The sequence below is a fragment of the Caballeronia sp. AZ7_KS35 genome (assembly GCF_023631045.1).
In the GTDB taxonomy this organism is placed as follows: domain Bacteria; phylum Pseudomonadota; class Gammaproteobacteria; order Burkholderiales; family Burkholderiaceae; genus Caballeronia; species Caballeronia zhejiangensis.
On sequence record NZ_JALQDV010000003.1, the window covers coordinates 139,798 to 158,949 of the forward strand.

Here is a 19,152-nt window from a genome sequence, read left to right on the forward strand (position 1 = left end):
TTCGAATACCGTCCGAGACGCGGTGGCGCACGCCACGCGGTCGCAACGGGCGGCGGTATGCCGTGGAGCCATTCAGGCTCACGAGCGCATTGGAGACGGCGGTGTACCGGCTGGCGCTCCCGAAGGTGCAGAACACGATGCAGCCGTTTGTCTGGGTGGATGCATGGATTCCAGAGGATCGGCGCGAGGGCATCCCGATCCGGGATGACGGGTGGATAGAGCCCGGCGTGTATCGCACCAGGGCGCTGATCGCAGACAACCGCAAGACACTGGCGCCGTTCCTCGCGAGCGGCATGGATGAAATGGATGTGAGGGAGATAGCGTGATCAAAGTACACAGCAGCAGAACGGACACGACGACGCATCGAGCAGTGATCGAGGACGGCGAGCTTGAGCGCCTTATCGCCTCGCACGTGGCGAACGCGGCCGGCGTCGACATCGATGCGAAGCACGTACGCGCGCAGTGCCATGTGCGCACTCAGATGGGCAGCACCAACATGAACGTCAGAGCAGAAGTGACGATCACGATCGACCACACGAAGCAACCGGGCTTGAATGAGGATGCGGGAGAGGCAGCATGAACACAATCCCCGCCAATTTCGACCCGTATTTCGCTGTCATGGGCGTGAAGCGCCGTGACTGGACTCAACCGCAACCAGCCCCACAGAAGCAATGAGCGCATTTGCCTACATCGAGGCCTCCGACGTCGATCGGCAGCTGCAGGACACGGCGGCGCGCCGGACGGAAGGATCGGACCGCCTCGTCGCCTTCGTCGGCTGCCCCTTCACCGGCATCGAGCAAGACGACGGCGAAATCCAATTTCCGTTTCCGCGCTCGCCAGACCTGCGCGAGACGCTCATCGCATGGCTCTGTCACTGGGGCTTTTCCTTCCGAGTCGAGCAGTGAAAGCGGCAACCCAGCACAAAAACCACCACGAACAACAAAGGAACAACATGCAGCCGGCCAAACACGACGGGATTTTCAAGAGCGCACAAGAAGCGATGGTCTTCGCGTGCAACTTCAGCGATCAGCAGTACGCGCTGTCGCCGATGGCAAAGATCCTGCAGCGCGGACCGTACGGCAGCGGTCGCGGCCTTTCCGGTCTGGACGGCGCGGCGCAGTCGGGCATGGTGCTGGCCGAGATGGAGAAGTTGGACAACGCCCACATCCTGATGCTGGTGGCGCGCTGCGCGCCGAAGCGCGAGCGCTGCTCATGCACGCACGCATGCTGCAGTGGTTGGAAGATGAACCCTGCCTATCGCGATGCGATCAGCCAGCTCGCGGATGTCGTCCTGAAAGAGGTGAGCGCAGAGATCACCAACCGCCGGTTCCGTGTGGCTGTGATCTCGAAGTTTTTCGGCGAAAAGATCACGATCAAGGAGGCCGCCGCTGACGCTGACCTCTCGCTGCGCACGGCAGAGCGCCACGCGGCTGCGATCAATCGGTATCTGAAGGACGGCGAGAAGGCAGCGCTGACCGCGTTCTACGCGCGCCTCGATGAGGTCGGCATGCTGATGGAGGTCGTCTAACCGGGCGCGCACGAACACGGTCATGTGTTCTACCACGGCCATGTTTGTGCGACTCATGTCGCTTGACTTCTTGACTGGCGGAAAAGACCGCCATATCATGCTATTTCATATACCGTACCAATGGTGCGAACACGAAGCCCGCGAGCCAAAAGCCGCGGGCTTTTTGCATTGGAGTCGAGCATGGCGATCCGCAAGACGAGCACGAACCCGGCGCAGGGAACGTTCGCATGGCGGGTGAAGAATGCGCGCGAGCAGATGGGCATGACACAGACTCAAGTCGCAGAAGCGTCGGGCTTGCCTCGCTGTACGGTCACCGCATGGGAACTGGAGTCGGCGAAGACGCAGCGCTTCGAGGACGTCATCAAGCTGGCGAAGGGTCTCGATGTGTCGCTCGACTACTTGGCAGGCTACTCCGATGGCTTCGGCTGCTTTCCTGTTGGTGCGGAAGTCTGACCCATCGCGATAGGCTCTACGAGCCTAGGTCGCAAACTCCTTTGTTGCAACCTGCGGGGACTGCCATGTTCGATGTCGAAGATGTGTTCGAAGGCATCAGCATCTGGTTCTGCGCCTGTGCGCGCATGACGCACGCATGGACGCTCGCGCTCGACGGTGCGTCAGCGTTCTTCGCTCAGGAGTAGCCATGCAAATGAAATTCGCCGTGACGTTCGCGTGGTGGCTGAGGCCGTACCTGCGTGTGCTCTCCGCCTGCTGTGTGCTCGCCGGCCGTGCGCCCGACGAGGTCAAGCTGGCAGCAAAGATCAAGCGCGCAACGCGCATCACGATCCAATGACGCGCCGGCTGACGACGCTCAAGCCGCGTGTCCAATCGCTGACATCAAACCGAATCCCGGTGCTCGAAGCCAAGGCAGGCACGACTGAGCGCGTGCGCGGCCGTGCATGGATGGCAACCCGGCGGCGCGTGGCGCTGACGCATGGCTATCGGTGCACCAGCTGCGGCCGCGTGTGGGATCCGAGCCGCGACCAGATAGACCACACGGTGCCGCTTGAACAGGGTGGCAGCAACGACGACTCGAACCTGCGTCCGCTGTGCGACACGTGCCACAAGGCGAAGACAGCGGCTGAGGCTGGCACGCGAGCGGGGCGCGGCAGCAGCCCGTTGTAGGCCGTCCTGAGCCGTGTGGAGTAGGTCGTCGAGGCCCCCGGGGGGTGTCGAAAGTCTAGCCGGTCGAGCCGGCGGAAACCGACCGGTTCCGCACGCGCAGAAAATTTCCCCTTTCGAGGACTTTGTTAATGGCCTTTAACAGCAAGAAGCGGGCGTTTGCCGATGCTGTTCTAGCCGGCAAGTCCAATAGGGACGCGGCAATCGCGGCAGGCTACAGTGCGGCGACCGCTTCGCAGGCAGGGTCGCGCCTTGTTAAAGACAAGGACGTCGCCGCGTACCTCGCGAAGCATCGGAAGAAGGCCCCTGCCAAACAGGCGCGCGCGAAACAGGCCCGGGCCAAGGTGCCGCCGCCGCCGCCACCACCGCCGCCGCCTGAAGAGGGCGACGAGGTGAGCGAAAAGGAGGCGATGACTCGGGCCGCCATCGCGGCCGGGTTCGATTTGCTCAAGCTGCTCACCTTTTCGGATCCGAAGCAGTTTCTGATCGCGGCGATGAACGACAAGGACGTCGAGCACCGCGTGCGCGTCACCGCCGCGACGACGCTGATGCCGTTCATGCACCAGAAGCTGGGCGAGGGCGGCAAGAAGGATGCCAAGACGGAGGCGGCGAAGAGGGCCGCGAGCAAGTTCGGCGGGCTGGCGCCGCCGCTGAAACTCGTCAATGGGAAATAGCGCATGGAATGGTCGACTGCTTGCCCAGACTGGGCCGAACGGCTCAAGACGGGGCGCTCGATCATTCCGCCGCCGATCTTTCCCGAGATGGCCGCGCAGGCGCTCGCGGTGTTCAAGGAATTGAAGATCGTCGACGCGCCGGGCAGCCCGACGTTCGGCGAATCTTCGGCGCAGTGGGTCTTCGATCTGGTTGCATCGATCTTCGGTGCGTACGACGCGGACAGCGGCCGCCGGCTTATCACCGAATGGTTCGTGTGTATCCCGAAGAAGAACAGCAAGTCGACGCTTGCTGCCGGGATCATGATGACCGCGATGATCCTCAACTGGCGGATGTCGGCGGAGTACTCGATTCTCGCGCCGACGATCGAGGTTGCGAACAACAGCTTCGCGCCGAGTCGTGACATGGTGAAGCACGAGGAAGAGCTCGACGATCTCTTCCAGGTGCAGACGCACATCAAGACGATCACGCACCGCACGAGCGGCGCGACGTTGAAGGTCGTCGCTGCCGATTCGAACACGGTTTCCGGTAAGAAGAGCGTCGGCACACTCATCGATGAAGTCTGGCTGTTCGGCAAGCAGGCGAATGCCGAAAACATGCTGCGTGAGGCAATCGGCGGTCTGGCTTCGCGGCCCGAAGGCTTCGTCATCTATCTGACGACGCAGTCAGACGATCCTCCTGCTGGCGTCTTCCGCCAGAAGCTCCAGTACGCGCGCGACGTACGGGATGGAAAGATCGTCGATAACCGGTTCGTCCCGATCATCTTCGAGCACCCGACCGACATGGTCGAGCGGAAAGAACACCTGCTCGTCGAGAACCTCGGCATGGTGAACCCGAATCTCGGGTATTCCGTCGATCAGGCGTTCCTCGAGCGCGAGTTCATGAAGGCGAAGACGGAGAGCGAAGAATCGTTCCGTGGCTTCCTCGCGAAGCACGCGAACGTCGAAATCGGTCTCGCGTTGCGATCGGACCGGTGGGCGGGATCTGAATTCTGGGAAGCGTCGGCGCGTATGCCGCAGTTGACGCTGGAGCAGCTCATCGCACGGTCCGAAGTTATCGACGTCGGAATCGACGGCGGCGGCCTTGACGACTTGCTTGGCTTCGCAGTGGTCGGGCGCGAGAAAGCCACTGGGCAGTGGCTGCTTTGGACTCACGCCTGGGCGCATCCCTCGGTGTTCGAACGCCGCAAAGAGGTCGCACCGGCCTTGCGCGACTTCGAGAAAGAGGGCGATTTGACGGTCGTCGATCAGATCGGCGATGACGTGCGCGATGTCGCCGACATCGTCGCCCACATCGAGGCGTCGGGCCTGCTCGACAAGGTCGGCGCTGACCCGGCGGGCATCGGCGGCGTGCTAGACGCGCTGGCCGACGCGGGCGTTCCCGAAGACAAGGTCATCGGTATCTCGCAGGGCTGGAAACTGTCGGGCGCGATCAAGACGGCAGAGCGGAAGCTTGCCGGCGGCGTCCTCGTGCACGGTGGACAGCGCCTGATGGCGTGGTGCGTCGGAAACGCGCGCATCGTGCCAGTTGGAAACGCCGTGAACATCACGAAACAGGCTAGCGGGACGGCAAAAATCGACCCGTTGATGGCGTCTTTCAATGCCATCACGTTGATGAGCCTTAATCCGCAAGCAGCACCACAACCGGGGATCGTTATCCTATGAGCGAAGCATTCAAGGCGGCGCAGGCGAAGGCCCGGATCCCGGGCTCGGCCGTGCTGAACGCCTGGCGCGCCGAGCATGGGCCCGCGACGACCGGGCGCATCAGCAACATCAATCAGACGCAGCAGAGCCTACCCGTGCAGGAACTGGCGAACATTCTCGCCGGCGGCGCGGTGAGTAGCGCCGGGCCGGTCGTGAACGAAGCGACTGCGATGCGCGTCTCGGCAGTGTATGCGTGCGTCGCATTGATCGCGGGCGCGATTTCGACGCTCCCGATGCAGACGTACCAGCGCACGCCGACCGGGCGCGAGCGCGTTGAGCATCCGTACTGGTGGCTGCTGAACGAACAGCCCGAGCCGAATGTGTCGGCGGCGGTGTTCTGGGAATACATGGTCGCGGCGCGGCTCTTCCACGGGGATTGCTTCGCCGAGATCGTACGGCCGTCCTTCCGCAGCAACACGATCACGGGCTTCAAGGCGCACCATCCTCTGCGCGTTGATCCGTTCCTCGATAGTCAAGCGGATCTCTGGTACCGCGTGCAGCCGCTGGTCGGTGCGTCTTATGTCGTGCATCCCGCCGACATGATCCATATCCCGAGCCTAGGATTCGACGGTCTCCGCAGCCCGAGCCCGATCACGTACGCGGCTCGACAGGCTGTGGGCACGGCGATCGCGGCCTCCGAGCACAATGCGCGCTTCTTTTCGAACGGAGCGCGGCCCGATTTCGCGCTGACGACGCCCGGCAACATGACGGAAGAGCAGGCGAAGCTGTTGCGCGCCACATGGGGCGAGCGACACGGCGGCGTCGCAAATTCGCACCTGCCCGCAATCCTCACCGGCGGCCTGCAGATCAAGGAACTGACGATGTCGCCCGTCGATGCGCAGATCCTCGAAACGAGCAAATGGGACCTCGAAGAGATCTGCCGCATCCTAGGCGTGCCGCCGTTCATGGTCGGATCGACCGAGAAGACGACGTCTTGGGGCAGCGGCGTCGAGAACATGAGCCGTGGCTTCGTGAAGTTCACGCTGCTGCGCGATCTGGTGAAGTTCAATCAGGAATTCAACCGGAAGCTCTGGCCGGTGCGGCAGAAGTACTTCGTCGAGTTCGACGTCTCCGGCATGGAGCGCGGAGACCTGAAGAGTGAGAACGAGGCGCTGCGCATCGCGCTTGGCCGCGCGGGCGAGCCCGGCTGGATGTCGCAGAACGAAGTGCGCCACATCAAGATGCTGCCGCCGATTGAAGGCGGCGACGCAATCAACCAGGGCATCACGCAGACCGAAAGCGTGACGCAAACCACCACCGAGACGGCACCGAAGCCGGCCGGCCAACCTGACGAAGGGGCAGCATGAGCAAGCTGATTCAGTTGCTGGCGAGCAATCGCAAGCCGACGCGACCGCGCGCGCTCGAAACCAGCGGCGACGAGACGACGATCTACATCTATGACGCGATCGTCGCTGACGACGAGACCGCAGCATGGTGGGGTGGCGTGTCCGCGCAATCGCTGGTCCCGGAGATCCGCGCAATCAAGAGCGGCACGGTCCATCTGCGCATCAATTCGCCGGGCGGCGATGTATTTGCCGCGCAAGCGATCGTCGCGGCCATCCGCGACACCGGCGCGAAGGTCATCGCGCATATCGACGGGGTCGCAGCGAGTGCGGCGACGGTGATCGCGTCGGCGGCGGAGGAAGTCGTCATGTCGGACGGCGCCATGTACATGATCCACTGCGCGTGGACTGTCGCGATCGGCAACGCGGAAGACCTCACATCGACCGCGGCGCTGCTCGATAAGACGGACGGCGTCATCGCTGGCCAGTATGCGAAGCGCAGCGGCAAGAGTGCCGACGAGATGAAGGCCGCAATGAGCGCGGAGACGTGGTACACGGCGCAGGAAGCCGTCGACGTCGGCCTGGCTGACCGCATCGCAGAAAACGCGCCGAGGGCTCAAGCGTCGTGGGATCTGAGCGCATATGCAAACGCCCCGAAGCCGAAGGCGGCAGCGCCCGCTCCCGAGCCGATCGACGCCATCACCGCCGAACACCGCGAGCGTCAGCAACAGCGCATGCGCATGCTGAACCGCATCAATCATCAGTGACGCGCCTCGCGCAACTGAGAACGGCCGCCTACGGGCGGTTTTTTTTCGTCCACACGACCTGCGCGAGCGGTCAACTCCACGGAGAGTCACATGAAGCTGCAACAACTGCGTGAACTGCGCAACTCGAAGGCGAAGGAAGCCAACGAGATCAACAACCGCTATCCGGCGGACCAGCGCATGCCGGCTGCAGAAGCCGAGCGCATGGATGCCATCCTGGCCGAGATCGAAGCGATCGACGCCGACATCGCGCGCGAGAATCGCCGCGCGCAGCTCGCCGCAGAAGATCCGGCTGCGCAGCATGCCGCTGCGATGAACGCCGCAACGCGCACTCCCGCCGCGCACTCGGACGAATCGCGCTCGCTGCGCGCGTTCATGGCCGGCGGCATCTCGAACATGGACGAAAGCGACCGCGCGCGCATGCTGGCGCGTCAGACGCCGGACATCCGCAACGCCATGTCGACGACGACCACCACGGAAGGCGGCTTCACGGTGGCGACCGAGTATCAGCGTTCGCTCGAAATCGCGATGCGCGCGTTCGGCGGCATGCGCCAAGTCGCGCACGCGATCCGTACGAGCACGGGCGCGGCGATGAACTTCCCGGCGACCGATCCGACGGCGGAAGAGGGCGAAATCGTCGGCCAGAACACGGCCGTGACGGGCCTCGACACGACGTTCAGCAACCTCGCGCTAAACGTGTACAAGTACTCGTCGAAGAAGATCGCGCTGCCGTTCGAGCTCGTGCAGGATTCGTTCATCGACATCGAGGCGTACATCCAGTCGCTTCTCGCGATGCGCCTGGCTCGCGTTCAGAACAAGCACTTTACGATTGGTGACGGTGCGACGCAGCCGAATGGCATCGTGACGGCTGCGGGCTCCGGCAAGGTCGGCACGACCGGCCAGACGCTGACGGTGGTCTACGATGACCTCGTCGATCTCGAACACTCGATCGATCCGGCGTATCGCAGCCAGCCCGGTGTCGGCTACATGATGCACGACTCGTCGCTGCGCGTGATTCGCAAGATCAAGGACGGCCAAGGCCGCCCGATCTTCGTCCCGGGCTACGAAGCGAACGCCATGATCGAAGGCGGCGCGCCTGATCGCCTGATGGGCCGTCCGATCACTATCAACCAGCACATGCCGGTGATGGCTGCGAACGCGAAATCGATCCTCTTCGGCCAGTTCTCGAAGTACGTCATCCGCGACGTGATGGATCTGACGCTGTTCCGCATGACCGACTCGGCGTTCACGTTGAACGGTCAAGTCGGCTTCGTCGGCTTCTTGCGCACCGGTGGCAACCTGATCGACGTCGGCGGCGCGGTCAAGTACTACCAGAACTCGGCGACCTAATCGGTCATCCTCCATCGCGCGGCGGGCTTCTGCTCGCCGCTTTTGCTTCCACAGGAGCGATACATGGCAAAGGCAAAAACCGCGCAGGCGCGCGTGCTGGCCGACAATCCCAGCCTCGGGATCAAGTGCGGCCAGATCGTCGAGGGTCCGGAGAAGGTCATCAAGGCGCTGGGCGATGCGGGCGCTGTCGATGCGCATCCCGACGCGCTGGAATACGCAACGCAACAGGGTGCCGAGGTCGTCGAGTTGGACGATCCGGACGCTGCCGCCGAACTTGCCGCGGCGGTGACCGAGGAAGTGCCGGCCCCCGCGACCGAAACCACGACGACGGAGTAACGCATGGGCCTCCGAATGACGCAGGGGCCGGCCGAGGAACCGGTGTCGCTTCAGGAGGCGAAGCTTCACCTGAATCTCGATCTCGACGACGACACCTGGGATGCCAAGATTCAGAGCCTGATCACCGCCGCGCGCGTGCACGCCGAAAACGTGTGTCGCCGCGTGTTTGTGACGCAAAAGTACGACTTGTATCTGGACTCGTTCCCGACCAATGCGTGCCTGGGCATACCGATCTTCGATTGGCCGGTCGATCATCTGCCGTCTACGTGGATGACCGATCGCAGCTTCTCGATCCGCTTTCGCGGACGCAAAATCGAACTGCCGTTTCCGCGGCTTCAGTCAGTCGACGGCATCACGTATTTCGACGGGAGCGGATCCAGTCAGACGCTCGACCCATCTCTCTATCTCGTCGATGAGGTCAGCGAGCCGGGCATCGTGACGCCCGCACCGGGCGCGGACTGGCCCAAAGCTGAGCATCGTCCGAACGCCGTCAAGATCAGCTTCACCGCAGGCTACGGCACTGCGACGGACGTTCCAGACGGCATCAAGACGTGGATGCTTCTGCGCGTCGGCTCGTTGTTCGAGAACCGCGAAGAGGTGTCTGTCGCATATCGAGTGACGGTGCAGGCGTTGCCGTATGTGGACTCGCTTCTCGACCCGTACCGGGTCATGGGGTATGCCTGATGCGAATCGGAGACTTCAATCGACGCGCGACGATTCAAGCGCGCGCGTCGGGTTTCGATGAAGCGGGGCAGCCGCTCACGGACTGGGCCGATTTCGCGAGCAAGGTCCCCTGCAACGTGAGCACGAAATCCGGCAAGGCTCAGATCGCAAGCGGCGCAGAGGTAAGCGTCGTTCAGGCGGTCGTCCAAATTCGTTGGCGAACGGACATCACCGAAGGCATGCGCGTCCTGTACAACGGCGACGTGTTCAAGATCAACGCGGTGATGCCCGACTATGCCGGGCGGCGCTTCGTAGATCTCGTATGCGAGGTGGCGAAGTGAGTCTCACGATCAAGGCGAACCTCGCGGGCGTTGATGCCTTGTTCGATCAACTCGGCGACGAAGTCGAAGAGGCGGCGCGCCCGGCGGCGCAAGCAGCCGCACAGGTGCTCTACGACGCCGTGATGCTTAACGTCGCGAGCCTTGGGCGCGTGACGGGCAATCTCGCGCAGTCGATCTATCAGGTCTACAGCAAGGACGAATCAGGCCCGGCGAGGGCGACGTATCACGTCAGCTGGAACCATCGCAAAGCGCCGCATGGCTGGCTCGTCGAGAACGGCCACTTCCAGAAGTACGCGGTCTACCTCGGCAAGGACGGCAAGTGGTACACGAACAAGAAGGCTCCGCTGCCGGAACCAAAGCACGTCGCAGCGCGGCCGTTCGTGCGGCCTGCGCAGGCGCTCTTCCCGCAAGCGATGAAGGCTGCCGAGGCTGAATTGCTCGAGCGGATCAACAGGGGCAAAGCATGAGCATCGGAACAAAGATCGTCGCGCTACTGTCTCCGCTCGTCGCAGGGCGTGTCTTTCCGGACCGTGCGCCGTTTGGCACCGCGCGGCCTTACGTCACCTATCAGCAAATCGGCGGCCATGTCGTAATCCCGCTCGCGAAAGAGGTGGCCGACGTCGAGAACGGCTTCATTCAGGTGAATGTGTGGTGCGATCGCCGCACCGATGCGGATGCGCTCGCGAATCAAGTCGAGGCTGCTTTAATCACGGCCGAAGTGTTCAATGCGAAGCCGATGGCCGGACAGATCTCGACGAGCGACGAAGAGCTTGACCGCTACGGAAAACAGCAAGATTTCTCGATCTGGTCCGCTCGATAGGACCGAAACCCAAACGCCCGCACTGCGCGGGCTTTTCTTTGCCCGCAAGGGCGCGACATACCCGCCTTGTGCGGGTTTTTTCATTTGAAGGAGCCCCACATGGGTTACAGCTTCCCCGAAGGTTCGAAGTTCTTTTTCAGTGAGACCTTCGCGTCCGCGAAAGCCATCACCGCGCTGTCGAACGCGAATCCGGCCGTTGCAACGTCGGCTGCGCACGGCTTCGTCGATGGCAATGAAATCCTGCTGTCTTCCGGCTGGGAAGACGCCGGCGACAGCGTCTTCGTGGTCGATCAGTTGACCACGGATTCGTTCGCCATCAAGAGCCTGAACACCTCCGACACGAAGTGGTATTCGCCGGGCGGCGGCGTCGGCAGCGCGCAGCTCATCAGCAACTGGATCGAGATCCCGCAGATCCTGACCATCTCGACGAGCGGTGGTGACCCGAAGTTCACGACCGTCGCGCCGCTCGGTCGCCGCAACGCGGTCAACATCCCGACGGGCTTCAACGCCTCGGGCATCACGCTTTCGCTTGCGCACGACGAGTCGAACGCGAATTTTCAGGAAATGAAAGACATCTCGCGCTCGCTGCGGCCGGTGGCTTTCAAGATGACGCTGTCGGGCGGCGTCGCGAGCTACGGCTACGGCTACCTCGCCGTGTCGGAAATCCCGCAGCTCAACGCGAACCAGGTGAACACGGTCACGGCCTCGTTCTCGCTGCTCGGCAAGGCGATGAGCTACGCATCGTAAGAGTCTCCTCGGGCTTTCAGCCCTTCCTCGCCGGGTTCGCCCGGCGGGGTTCTTTCCATACCAATATTTCGAGGATAAAAAATCATGCCGAAGATCAAACTGGGTCAGCGTCCGCAAAGCTTCAAACGCGTCGTCAAGTTCAAGATGCTGGACGGCGCCGAGGCGTCGATCGAAGTTTCGTACAAGTACCGCACGCGTACGGAGTTCGGCGCATTTATCGACGAGATCGCGGCGGCGGCCAAAGCGGAGCGTCCCGAGGGCGACGATTTCTCGGTCGCCGCGATCTGGGAAAAGATCGGCAGCGGCAACGCCGACTACATCATGCAGGCCGTCGACGGCTGGAATCTCGATGAAGAGTTCACGCGCGAGAACGTGCAGCAGCTCGCCGACGAACTGCCGGCCGCAGTGATCGCGATCATCGACTCCTACCGCGATGCCATCACGCAGGGCCGCCTGGGAAACTGACCGAGGCGGCGGACGTCCTTTACCGCCCGCCGCTCAAGGGCCCGGCAAACCCGTTCGACATCGGCCAACTCCTGCGAAAGGATGAGGCCGACGTCTGGCCCGAGAACTACGCGGCGGTGATGCTGTTCATCCGCCTCGCGACGCAATGGCGGAGCGGCATGGCCGGCCCCACTGGCCTCGATTACTGCGCGGTGCTCGCGGTAATCGATCGCATGGGGCTCGACGCGGCGGCGTCCGACCAGCTTTTCGAGGACGTGCGGCATCTGGAGCGTGCCGCGTTGGACGTTATGCGCGAAAGCGCGGAGTAGCACGAACCCGCTTCGGCGGGTTTTTCTTTTCTGGCCTGCCGATGCAGGTCTTTGCGAGTGAGAAAGCATGGCGACTGACGATCGTAAAATCCAGCTGGGCGTAAGTGTGGATGCGACCGAAGCCCGCCAAGGCTTCGAAGACGTAAAGAACAGTGCGCGCGAGATGGCGCAAGCCGTCGTCACGCAAGGCAATACGGCAGGCAAGGCAGTCGATTCGATCGGCAGCGGCGGCGCGAATTCGGCATCGAAGGTCGAGGCCGCGACGCGCAGCATGATCCAGTCGATCCAGCGCACGACCGCGGCGATGGAGGCCGGGAGCAAGTCGAGCTCCGCCTACTATGAGGCGCTCGCCTCGCAGCGCGGCATCCCGACCGATGCGCTCAGTCCGTATCTCGCGCAACTGGACGCCGCACGCGCGAAGCAAGACGCGGCTGCCGACTCGATGTCGAACGTCGACAAGGCCGCGCAGAAGTTCATGCAGACGCTGCAAAGCGAGGCGCAGGCGCTCAAAGACGAGGCCGCCACCTTCGGAATGACCAAGACCGAAGTGCTCGCGTATCAAGCCGCGAAGCTCGGCATCTCGCAATCGGCTGCGCCGTTCATTGAACAGATCAACCGCGAGCAGGCCGCCCTGCGGGCGCTGCGCGAGTCGACGGTGAGTGCGTCGGCTGCGGTGAACGCATTCGGTGAGACGGAGGCGCAGGCCGCGGCGCGCATCAGCGACATGGTCGCGCGCTCGCGCGAAGTGCAAGCGGCAATGACCGCAACCGCGAGCGCTGCCGCGACGGGCGCGGGTGGCGTTGGCGCGCTCGGCGCGTCGGCGGATCAGGTGCGCTCGAACCTGACGGCGCAGACCGCCGCGATGTCGTCGACGACGCGTGAGCTTGCGGCGGTCAATGAAGCGATGGATCAATTCCGCGCATCGGCCGCGCAGGGCACCACCAGCTTCGACGCGCTTTATCAGCAGTTCCAGCGCCTCGATCTGCTGATGGCGAAGGGCAAGGTGACTGTCGAGCAGTACGACGCCGCGACGGCGCAGCTGTGGAAGGACGAGGACCGTCTTGCGCAGCAATTGAGTTCGCTGACCGGGCGTTACGACCCGATCGACGCCGCCGCGCGCAAGCTGGCGGCCGATCAGGCAATCCTCGAAGACGCATTCAAGAACGGCCAGGTGTCGGCGGAGCAGTATTCGAAGACGCTGGCCGGTATCGAAGCGGACAAGGCATCGGTGCAGCTTCGCAATCTCGCGCAGCAAGAAGCCGCGCTTGAGAAAGCGATGAAGTCTGGTCAGGTGTCGATGGCCGACTACAAGAAGTCGCTCGCCGACATCAATGCCAGTAAGGCAGGCCTCGCCGAAATCGCGAACGGCGCAAACGACGGCGCGAAGGCGATGGACGGCTTTGGTACGCACACGAAAGCGGCGCGCACGGAGATGCTGCGCCTGGCGAACGATCTCGCGACCGGAAACTTCGGTCGATTCGAGCAGAGCGCGATGGTGCTCGCGGAACAGATGGACTTGCTCGGCAAGGTGGCTTCGCCGACCGGCGTCGCAATTCTCGGCGTCGCCGCGGCTGTTGGCGGCTTCGTGGCCGCCACCGTCCATGTGCAATCGCAGCTCGACGAGATGAACCGGGCGCTGGTGATGACCGGCGACTACGCCGGGACGACGGTCGACGGGCTTCGCGACATGGCGCAGCAGGCGACTGCCGGCGGAGCGAGCATCAATGTCGCTACCGAAGCTATCACCAAGCTGGCAGCGACTGGTCGCCTGACTGCGGACGAAATCGGACAGATCGGCCAGGCGACGGCGGACGCCGCGACGTACATGGGCGTATCCGTCGATAAGATGGTCGAGATGTTCGGCCAGCTGGCCAAGGATCCCGCGAAGGCGGCCCAGACGCTCAATGAGCAGTATCACTTCCTGACGGTCTCGACCTACGACCAGATCACGGCCCTCGAAAAGCAGGGTGACGCGACGGGCGCCGCGCAAGTCGCCGTCGAAGCCTTCTCGAAGGCGATGGAAGAGCGCACGCAGGACATCGCCAAGAATGAAGGCATCATCCTGCAGGGCTGGCGCGACATCCGAAACGCGATCTCAGAAGCGATCGAGGCGGTGGGCACGTTCGGCGCGACCGCGACGCCCGGCCAAGTGGTCGCACGCCTGCAGGCGAACAAGGCGGCGCGCCTGCCGATCGGTCAGTGGGACGACAGCGACGAGGCCGAACTGCAGAAGGCCATCGGCAGCTACAACGACGCGCTGGCGAAGGCGCGGGAGAAAGCTGCGGCGGATCGCCACAATCAGGAAGTCATCGACGCGAAGCGTTCGTATGACACGTGGAATTCGCAGTTTGCGACGCCTGCTGAAAAGCGGGCAAAGGAGATCCAGACCTACATCGATACGATCGCGACGCCGCTCGGTCTGAGTGCGGATCAGCAGCTTGCGGACGAAGCGAAGATCGACGACAAGTACAAGGACAAGAAAAGCAGCACGCGTGGCGCTGGCCTTGTCGACCGGACTGCGCTGACCGGCGATGTGCAGGCAATCAAGGATGCGCTCGCGGAGCAGATCGCGGCGGTCACTGCTGCGGAGAAGCAACTCGACACGCTGTTCAAGGGTGGCGGCATCAGCATCGCCTCCTACTATCAGCAGTCGCGGGACCTGATCGCGCAGCGCGCGACCGATGAGATCGACGCCTACAACAAGGAGGCGGCGGTTCTCTCGAAGGGTCTCAACGATCAGAAGCTGAGCGCGCAGCAGCGAGCGCAGATCAATAACCAGATCCGCCAGGATCAGGCGAAGGCATCGAAGGCGACCGAGCAATTCTTCAACGCGATCGCGGAATCGGCTGCGAAGGAAGACGAGCTCTGGCAGAAGTATGGTCAGTCGCAGCTCGATGTGATGCAGAAGCAGATCGACGCCGCTAATCAGCAGGACCAGTCGCTGAAGGATCAGATCGACACCTTCGGTATGGGCAAGGCCGCGATCGATGCCCTAAAGGCGTCGCGCGCGGACGATACGGTGGCCGCGCTGGAGCAGGGCCGCGCGATCGCACTGATGCAGAACGATCTCGCGGACACGCAGCCGTGGGATGACGCGATCACGAAGGCGAAGCAGCTTGCGGCAGCGCTGCACGGCGTCGCCGACGACCAGGCGATTCTCGATCAGAAGGAGGCGGTGAAGAAGGCGGCAGATCAGGCCGTGCAGGACTGGAAGAGCGCCGCAAACTCCATCGAGTCGGGCATCACCAACGCGCTGATGAATGGCTTCAACAGCGGCAAGAGCTTCGGGCAGCAACTGGTCGATTCGCTTAAGGCGATGTTCAAGACGCTCGTACTGCAGCCGATCATTTCGCCGATCGCGGGTGGCGCGGCATCGATGATGTACCCGGGCGGCGCGCAAGCGTACGCGCAGCAGAATCCGAACAGCCCGATGACGAGCCTGCTGCAGAACCCGTACGGCACGTACCAGAAGCTGTCGAAGGCCTACGACACAGTCGTGAACTGGATTCAGGGATACGGCGGCGCGTCGACGGCGCTTGGATCTGCTGCCATCGCTGGCGCTAGTTCTGGCGCGCTGTCGGCCGGCGGGGCGACGCTCGGCGGGTTGAGCGGTGCGATCGGTGGCGACGTGGCGGCGAGCGCTGGCACTTACGGCGCGTCGCTGGGCGCGAATGCTTACGGCTTCACAGCGGGCAGCACCAGCGGAAGTCTCGGACTCGGCGGCACGCTTGGGTCGAGCGCTGGCCTGATGTATGGCGGTGCTGGTCTGCTCGGTGGCCTGGCCGGCGGCGCGCTGTTCGGCAACAAGGGCTATTCCAGCCTTGGCGGCTCGCTCGGCGCGATGGGCGGTCTCGCGCTCGGTGCATCGACTGCTGTGGCAGGCACGACCATCGGCGCGTCGCTCGGCTCGCTTGCTGGACCGATTGGTGCAATCGCAGGCATGGTGCTCGGCTCCGCGCTCGGCTCGCTGATTGGCGGTGGCGAGACGCGCTACGGCGCTTCGTACACGTCGGATGGTACGACAGCGACGAAGTTTGCCGGGCCGTCCGGCGGCGATCCGGGAGCCGATCAGGTCACTCAGCAGATCAACGCTACGTATTCGACGATTCAGTCGATGGCGAGCCAACTCGGCGGCGACATCTCGGGCCTTGGGCAATACAAGGCGAGCTACGAGATCAGCCCAAGCAAGGGAAATTCGTTCGTATCTGCTGGTTTTACGAACGGATCGGACTGGTACCCCGATCGTCAGGATTTGAGTGGCGTCAAGGACTCTGCCACCGTCTTGGACGACTTCAGCTTGCAGCTGCAGCGCTCGATCATCACCTCGCTGAAGAAGGCGAATCTCGATACGCCGTATGCGGATTTGCTGAGCGGTGTCGATGCGTCGACGATGTCGGCGACGGACATCACTGCGCTTGTCAACGAGCTGAGCGCGTTGAAGTCGATGTTCGACTCGTTCAAGAATCTCGGAAGTGATTTCGACAACCTGAAGAATGCGTCGACCAACGCTAAGTACAACATCATCCAGCTCGCGGGCGGTATCGACTCGCTGAATTCGAGCACCTCGTACTTCTATCAGCACTTCACGGATGCGGGTACGCAGGTGGTCGACCAGGCGAAGTCGCTTGCGGACCAGATGAGTGCGCTGGGCTACACGGGCATCAACACCCGCGATCAGTTTAAGGATCTCGTCGAGTCGCTCGATTTGTCGACCGATGCGGGGCAGAAGGCATACGTCTCGCTCCTGAACCTTGCTCCTGCGTTCGATGCTGTTGCGACGGCGGCTGAAACCGCCATCAAGACGGCCTACGACACGCAGTCCCAAGCGCTCACGACGTTCCGCGATCAGCTTGTGTCGTTCCGTGCGTCGCTGGTGTCTGGCGATTTGGCCGATTTGTCTCCGGAGACGCAATACAACAGCGCGAAGGCGACTTATCAGGATCTTCTCGCCAAGGCCAATGCGGGCGATACGACGGCGCAGGGTGGCCTGACGCAGGCGGCGCAAGACTTCCTCAGCGCATCGAAGGCGTACAACGCGAGCTCGTCGCAGTACCAGTCGGATCTGGCGAGCGTGTTGGACTCCATCGACGCCGCAAAGTCAAACGCGGATCAGCAGCTCGACCTGATGAAGCAGCAGGTCGCCGGGATCATCGACATCAACGATTCCGTCATCACGCTGGCGCAGGCGCTCGAAGCGTATAAGACCGGCACGCCGGTGGACGGCTCGCACGCAGGCGGTCTGTATCGGGTGCCGTTCGACGGCTATATCGCCGAGCTTCACCAAGGCGAGCGCGTGCTTACGGCAGCAGAAGCAAAGCAGGCCGATACCGCGCTTAGCGGCGCGTCGGTTTCGGTGCCAGCGGTCGATCTTGCGCGTTATCAGCAGCGCGATACCGACGCATTGCTGACCGAGCTGAAGGCGCAGCGCGAGCAGAACGCGAAGCAGACTGAAGTGATCGCGAAATTGCTTGCGGCGCGGCTGCAGCAGGCCGACACGCAGGCGAAGGACGATGCGCAGCGGATGGATCAGCAAACCGCGCTGCTACAACAGCAAAAGAGGCCAGGGCAAGCATGATCATTGCGATGGAAGCTGATGCGTATCACCTGCCCTCGGGGACAGTGAAAACGCTGTATTTCTCGGAAGCCGGTTTCACAACCCGGCCTGACGATATGCCGCCGAATGTCTATTTCGATCCGGTTATCAAGACGCCGCCGACGCTCGATAGGCTTCTCTTCGACGGCGCGGCCACATCCGGAGCAACGAAAGTGACCGTGGGCAACGTCCTTCTGGTCAATGAGGACGGTCATCTAGACGCCCTCGCGACAGACTACGCGTTCTCCGGTCGACGATTCGTCGTGAAGATGAGCGACGACGTCGAAACGCCCTATGCGGAGTGGACTGTCGTGATGACCGGGACTCTGTCCGATGTGTCGGTGCAAGACTCCGGCGTCTCGATAGTGATCGAAGATCGCCTCGCCGATCTGACGATCGGCAACCGTCCGAAGTATCTCGGCAATAACGTGCTGCCAGACGGTATCGAGGGGACGAAGGACGATCTTAAGGATCGCGTGAAGCCGCGTGTGTATGGCGCCGTACAGAATGTCTCGGCTCTCTGCGTGAACACATCGAAGCTCATCTACCAGGTGAGCGACGCCGCGTGCACGGTGAGCGCCGCATACGACAACGGCGTGGCGCTGACGCGCGCGACGGACTATGCGAGCGTCGCCGATATGCTCGCGACTGCACCGGCAGCGGGTTCGATTCGGTGCTTCGCCGGGTATTTCCGGCTCGGCGCCGCGCCGGTTGGCACGGTGACGTGCGACGCGAGCAGCTCTGCGGTTCGCGCGGCGGACATCTTGCTCGCGATCGCCCACGATGCCGCGGTCCCCGACGCTGATCTTTCGCTGACGGACGCAGCCGCGCTGAATGCGACGAACGGCGCGACGGTGGGCGTTTGGGCCGACTCGGACGCGACGCCGCAAGAGCTTATGGATCTCGTCGCCGGATCGATTGGCGCTTGGTACGGGTTCGACCGGCTCAGTCGTCTTCGGATGGGACGACTAGAGGCGCCAGCCGGAAGCCCGCGCGCGACGTGGGGGCAAGAGACGCAGATGGCGCTGAGCATCCGCTACGCAGGCGTGCCGGCCTGGAGCGTTACGATCAACTACGCGCGCAATTACACCGTCCAGACCGACGTTGCTGGATCGGCTGCGCGTACCGCCGCGTGGCTCGCGCTCGAATACCGGTCGTCGGTGCAGGATGACGCGACGATCAAGGTGCCATGGCCCCACGCAGACGAATTGAGCTTCGATACCGGGCTCAGCAGTGAATCAGACGCCGTTGCGGAATCGCAGCGGCGTCTTGCTTTGTACGGCACGCGACGTCTTACGCTCGACGTCGACATTCCGGTGAGCGAGCTGGGCGCGGTTGATCTCGGTGATGTCGTGGCGCTCGACACGCCGCGATTCGGGCTGCAGGGCAAGTTACTGCGCGTGATCGGCATCAACAGCGGCTTCGCGCACGGGCGCGCAGCGCTCGTTTTATGGGGATAG

Annotated in this window: 21 protein-coding genes; all 21 read left to right on the forward strand. The window is 63.0% G+C overall.

Going from position 1 to position 19,152, the window contains the following annotated elements; translation table 11 throughout:
• The first annotated feature begins 322 nt into the window (after window positions 1–322).
• The 21 genes from NCT05_RS06760 to NCT05_RS06860 all read left to right on the forward strand — a co-directional run bounded on the left by NCT05_RS06760 (window position 323) and on the right by NCT05_RS06860 (window position 19,152).
• Window positions 323–580 carry a hypothetical protein gene (locus tag NCT05_RS06760; RefSeq protein WP_250501956.1) on the forward strand — a complete coding sequence of 86 codons (258 nt, stop codon included), beginning with the start codon at window positions 323–325 and terminating at the stop codon, window positions 578–580.
• 91 nt (window positions 581–671) lie between these two features.
• Window positions 672–905, forward strand: coding sequence for a hypothetical protein (locus NCT05_RS06765; RefSeq protein ID WP_250501957.1), 234 nt, complete (start codon window positions 672–674; stop codon window positions 903–905).
• Window positions 902–1,528, forward strand: coding sequence for a DNA-binding protein (locus NCT05_RS06770; protein WP_250501958.1), 627 nt, complete (start codon window positions 902–904; stop codon window positions 1,526–1,528). Before NCT05_RS06765 ends, NCT05_RS06770 begins: the two co-directional genes overlap by 4 nt.
• Before the next feature lie 180 nt (window positions 1,529–1,708).
• Window positions 1,709–1,981 (forward strand): helix-turn-helix domain-containing protein, encoded by a 273-nt coding sequence (locus NCT05_RS06775; RefSeq protein ID WP_250501959.1) that lies wholly within the window; start codon window positions 1,709–1,711, stop codon window positions 1,979–1,981.
• Between the two features lie 193 nt (window positions 1,982–2,174).
• Window positions 2,175–2,318, forward strand: coding sequence for a hypothetical protein (locus tag NCT05_RS06780; RefSeq protein WP_250501960.1), 144 nt, complete (start codon window positions 2,175–2,177; stop codon window positions 2,316–2,318).
• Window positions 2,319–2,428: 110 nt separating this feature from the next.
• A complete protein-coding gene (locus tag NCT05_RS06785; RefSeq protein ID WP_250502040.1) occupies window positions 2,429–2,650 on the forward strand; it encodes an HNH endonuclease in 222 nt (73 codons plus the stop codon).
• A gap of 128 nt (window positions 2,651–2,778) precedes the next feature.
• On the forward strand, window positions 2,779–3,321 hold the full coding sequence (locus NCT05_RS06790; protein ID WP_250501961.1) for a terminase small subunit: 543 nt from the start codon (window positions 2,779–2,781) through the stop codon (window positions 3,319–3,321).
• Window positions 3,322–3,324: 3 nt separating this feature from the next.
• Window positions 3,325–4,983: a terminase large subunit gene (locus NCT05_RS06795; RefSeq protein WP_250501962.1), complete on the forward strand. Its 1,659-nt coding sequence runs from the start codon at window positions 3,325–3,327 to the stop codon at window positions 4,981–4,983.
• Window positions 4,980–6,329 carry a phage portal protein gene (locus NCT05_RS06800; protein ID WP_250501963.1) on the forward strand — a complete coding sequence of 450 codons (1,350 nt, stop codon included), beginning with the start codon at window positions 4,980–4,982 and terminating at the stop codon, window positions 6,327–6,329. The genes NCT05_RS06795 and NCT05_RS06800 overlap by 4 nt, the downstream gene beginning before the upstream one ends.
• Window positions 6,326–7,072 carry a head maturation protease, ClpP-related gene (locus NCT05_RS06805; RefSeq protein ID WP_250501964.1) on the forward strand — a complete coding sequence of 249 codons (747 nt, stop codon included), beginning with the start codon at window positions 6,326–6,328 and terminating at the stop codon, window positions 7,070–7,072. Before NCT05_RS06800 ends, NCT05_RS06805 begins: the two co-directional genes overlap by 4 nt.
• A gap of 90 nt (window positions 7,073–7,162) precedes the next feature.
• The gene (locus tag NCT05_RS06810) at window positions 7,163–8,419 is read left to right on the forward strand and encodes a phage major capsid protein (protein WP_250501965.1); all 1,257 of its coding nucleotides are present in this window, start codon (window positions 7,163–7,165) and stop codon (window positions 8,417–8,419) included.
• A gap of 63 nt (window positions 8,420–8,482) precedes the next feature.
• Window positions 8,483–8,755 carry a hypothetical protein gene (locus tag NCT05_RS06815; RefSeq protein WP_250501966.1) on the forward strand — a complete coding sequence of 91 codons (273 nt, stop codon included), beginning with the start codon at window positions 8,483–8,485 and terminating at the stop codon, window positions 8,753–8,755.
• A 3-nt stretch (window positions 8,756–8,758) separates the two neighbouring features.
• On the forward strand, window positions 8,759–9,439 hold the full coding sequence (locus NCT05_RS06820; protein WP_250501967.1) for a head-tail connector protein: 681 nt from the start codon (window positions 8,759–8,761) through the stop codon (window positions 9,437–9,439).
• Window positions 9,439–9,759: a phage head closure protein gene (locus tag NCT05_RS06825; RefSeq protein ID WP_250501968.1), complete on the forward strand. Its 321-nt coding sequence runs from the start codon at window positions 9,439–9,441 to the stop codon at window positions 9,757–9,759. Before NCT05_RS06820 ends, NCT05_RS06825 begins: the two co-directional genes overlap by 1 nt.
• Window positions 9,756–10,226, forward strand: coding sequence for an HK97 gp10 family phage protein (locus NCT05_RS06830; RefSeq protein ID WP_250501969.1), 471 nt, complete (start codon window positions 9,756–9,758; stop codon window positions 10,224–10,226). Before NCT05_RS06825 ends, NCT05_RS06830 begins: the two co-directional genes overlap by 4 nt.
• Window positions 10,223–10,579, forward strand: coding sequence for a DUF3168 domain-containing protein (locus NCT05_RS06835; protein ID WP_250501970.1), 357 nt, complete (start codon window positions 10,223–10,225; stop codon window positions 10,577–10,579). Before NCT05_RS06830 ends, NCT05_RS06835 begins: the two co-directional genes overlap by 4 nt.
• Before the next feature lie 99 nt (window positions 10,580–10,678).
• Window positions 10,679–11,326 (forward strand): phage tail tube protein, encoded by a 648-nt coding sequence (locus tag NCT05_RS06840; protein WP_250501971.1) that lies wholly within the window; start codon window positions 10,679–10,681, stop codon window positions 11,324–11,326.
• A gap of 84 nt (window positions 11,327–11,410) precedes the next feature.
• The gene (locus NCT05_RS06845) at window positions 11,411–11,791 is read left to right on the forward strand and encodes a phage tail assembly chaperone (protein WP_250501972.1); all 381 of its coding nucleotides are present in this window, start codon (window positions 11,411–11,413) and stop codon (window positions 11,789–11,791) included.
• A gap of 71 nt (window positions 11,792–11,862) precedes the next feature.
• Window positions 11,863–12,099 (forward strand): DUF1799 domain-containing protein, encoded by a 237-nt coding sequence (locus NCT05_RS06850; RefSeq protein ID WP_284507486.1) that lies wholly within the window; start codon window positions 11,863–11,865, stop codon window positions 12,097–12,099.
• A 67-nt stretch (window positions 12,100–12,166) separates the two neighbouring features.
• Window positions 12,167–17,674, forward strand: a complete 5,508-nt coding sequence (locus NCT05_RS06855; protein WP_250501974.1) for a phage tail length tape measure family protein — start codon at window positions 12,167–12,169, stop codon at window positions 17,672–17,674.
• A complete protein-coding gene (locus tag NCT05_RS06860) occupies window positions 17,671–19,152 on the forward strand; it encodes a hypothetical protein (RefSeq protein WP_250501975.1) in 1,482 nt (493 codons plus the stop codon). Before NCT05_RS06855 ends, NCT05_RS06860 begins: the two co-directional genes overlap by 4 nt.

What these genes read in the sequence shown, in the direction of transcription:
- NCT05_RS06765 (WP_250501957.1), top strand. Translation starts at nt 672, where the DNA reads ATGAGCGCATTTGCCTACATCGAGGCCTCCGACGTCGATCGGCAGCTG.
- NCT05_RS06775 (WP_250501959.1), top strand. Translation starts at nt 1,709, where the DNA reads ATGGCGATCCGCAAGACGAGCACGAACCCGGCGCAGGGAACGTTCGCA.
- NCT05_RS06780 (WP_250501960.1), top strand. Translation starts at nt 2,175, where the DNA reads ATGAAATTCGCCGTGACGTTCGCGTGGTGGCTGAGGCCGTACCTGCGT.
- NCT05_RS06785 (WP_250502040.1), top strand. Translation starts at nt 2,429, where the DNA reads ATGGCAACCCGGCGGCGCGTGGCGCTGACGCATGGCTATCGGTGCACC.
- NCT05_RS06790 (WP_250501961.1), top strand. Translation starts at nt 2,779, where the DNA reads ATGGCCTTTAACAGCAAGAAGCGGGCGTTTGCCGATGCTGTTCTAGCC.
- NCT05_RS06795 (WP_250501962.1), top strand. Translation starts at nt 3,325, where the DNA reads ATGGAATGGTCGACTGCTTGCCCAGACTGGGCCGAACGGCTCAAGACG.
- NCT05_RS06800 (WP_250501963.1), top strand. Translation starts at nt 4,980, where the DNA reads ATGAGCGAAGCATTCAAGGCGGCGCAGGCGAAGGCCCGGATCCCGGGC.
- NCT05_RS06805 (WP_250501964.1), top strand. Translation starts at nt 6,326, where the DNA reads ATGAGCAAGCTGATTCAGTTGCTGGCGAGCAATCGCAAGCCGACGCGA.
- NCT05_RS06810 (WP_250501965.1), top strand. Translation starts at nt 7,163, where the DNA reads ATGAAGCTGCAACAACTGCGTGAACTGCGCAACTCGAAGGCGAAGGAA.
- NCT05_RS06815 (WP_250501966.1), top strand. Translation starts at nt 8,483, where the DNA reads ATGGCAAAGGCAAAAACCGCGCAGGCGCGCGTGCTGGCCGACAATCCC.
- NCT05_RS06820 (WP_250501967.1), top strand. Translation starts at nt 8,759, where the DNA reads ATGGGCCTCCGAATGACGCAGGGGCCGGCCGAGGAACCGGTGTCGCTT.
- NCT05_RS06825 (WP_250501968.1), top strand. Translation starts at nt 9,439, where the DNA reads ATGCGAATCGGAGACTTCAATCGACGCGCGACGATTCAAGCGCGCGCG.
- NCT05_RS06835 (WP_250501970.1), top strand. Translation starts at nt 10,223, where the DNA reads ATGAGCATCGGAACAAAGATCGTCGCGCTACTGTCTCCGCTCGTCGCA.
- NCT05_RS06840 (WP_250501971.1), top strand. Translation starts at nt 10,679, where the DNA reads ATGGGTTACAGCTTCCCCGAAGGTTCGAAGTTCTTTTTCAGTGAGACC.
- NCT05_RS06845 (WP_250501972.1), top strand. Translation starts at nt 11,411, where the DNA reads ATGCCGAAGATCAAACTGGGTCAGCGTCCGCAAAGCTTCAAACGCGTC.
- NCT05_RS06855 (WP_250501974.1), top strand. Translation starts at nt 12,167, where the DNA reads ATGGCGACTGACGATCGTAAAATCCAGCTGGGCGTAAGTGTGGATGCG.
- NCT05_RS06860 (WP_250501975.1), top strand. Translation starts at nt 17,671, where the DNA reads ATGATCATTGCGATGGAAGCTGATGCGTATCACCTGCCCTCGGGGACA.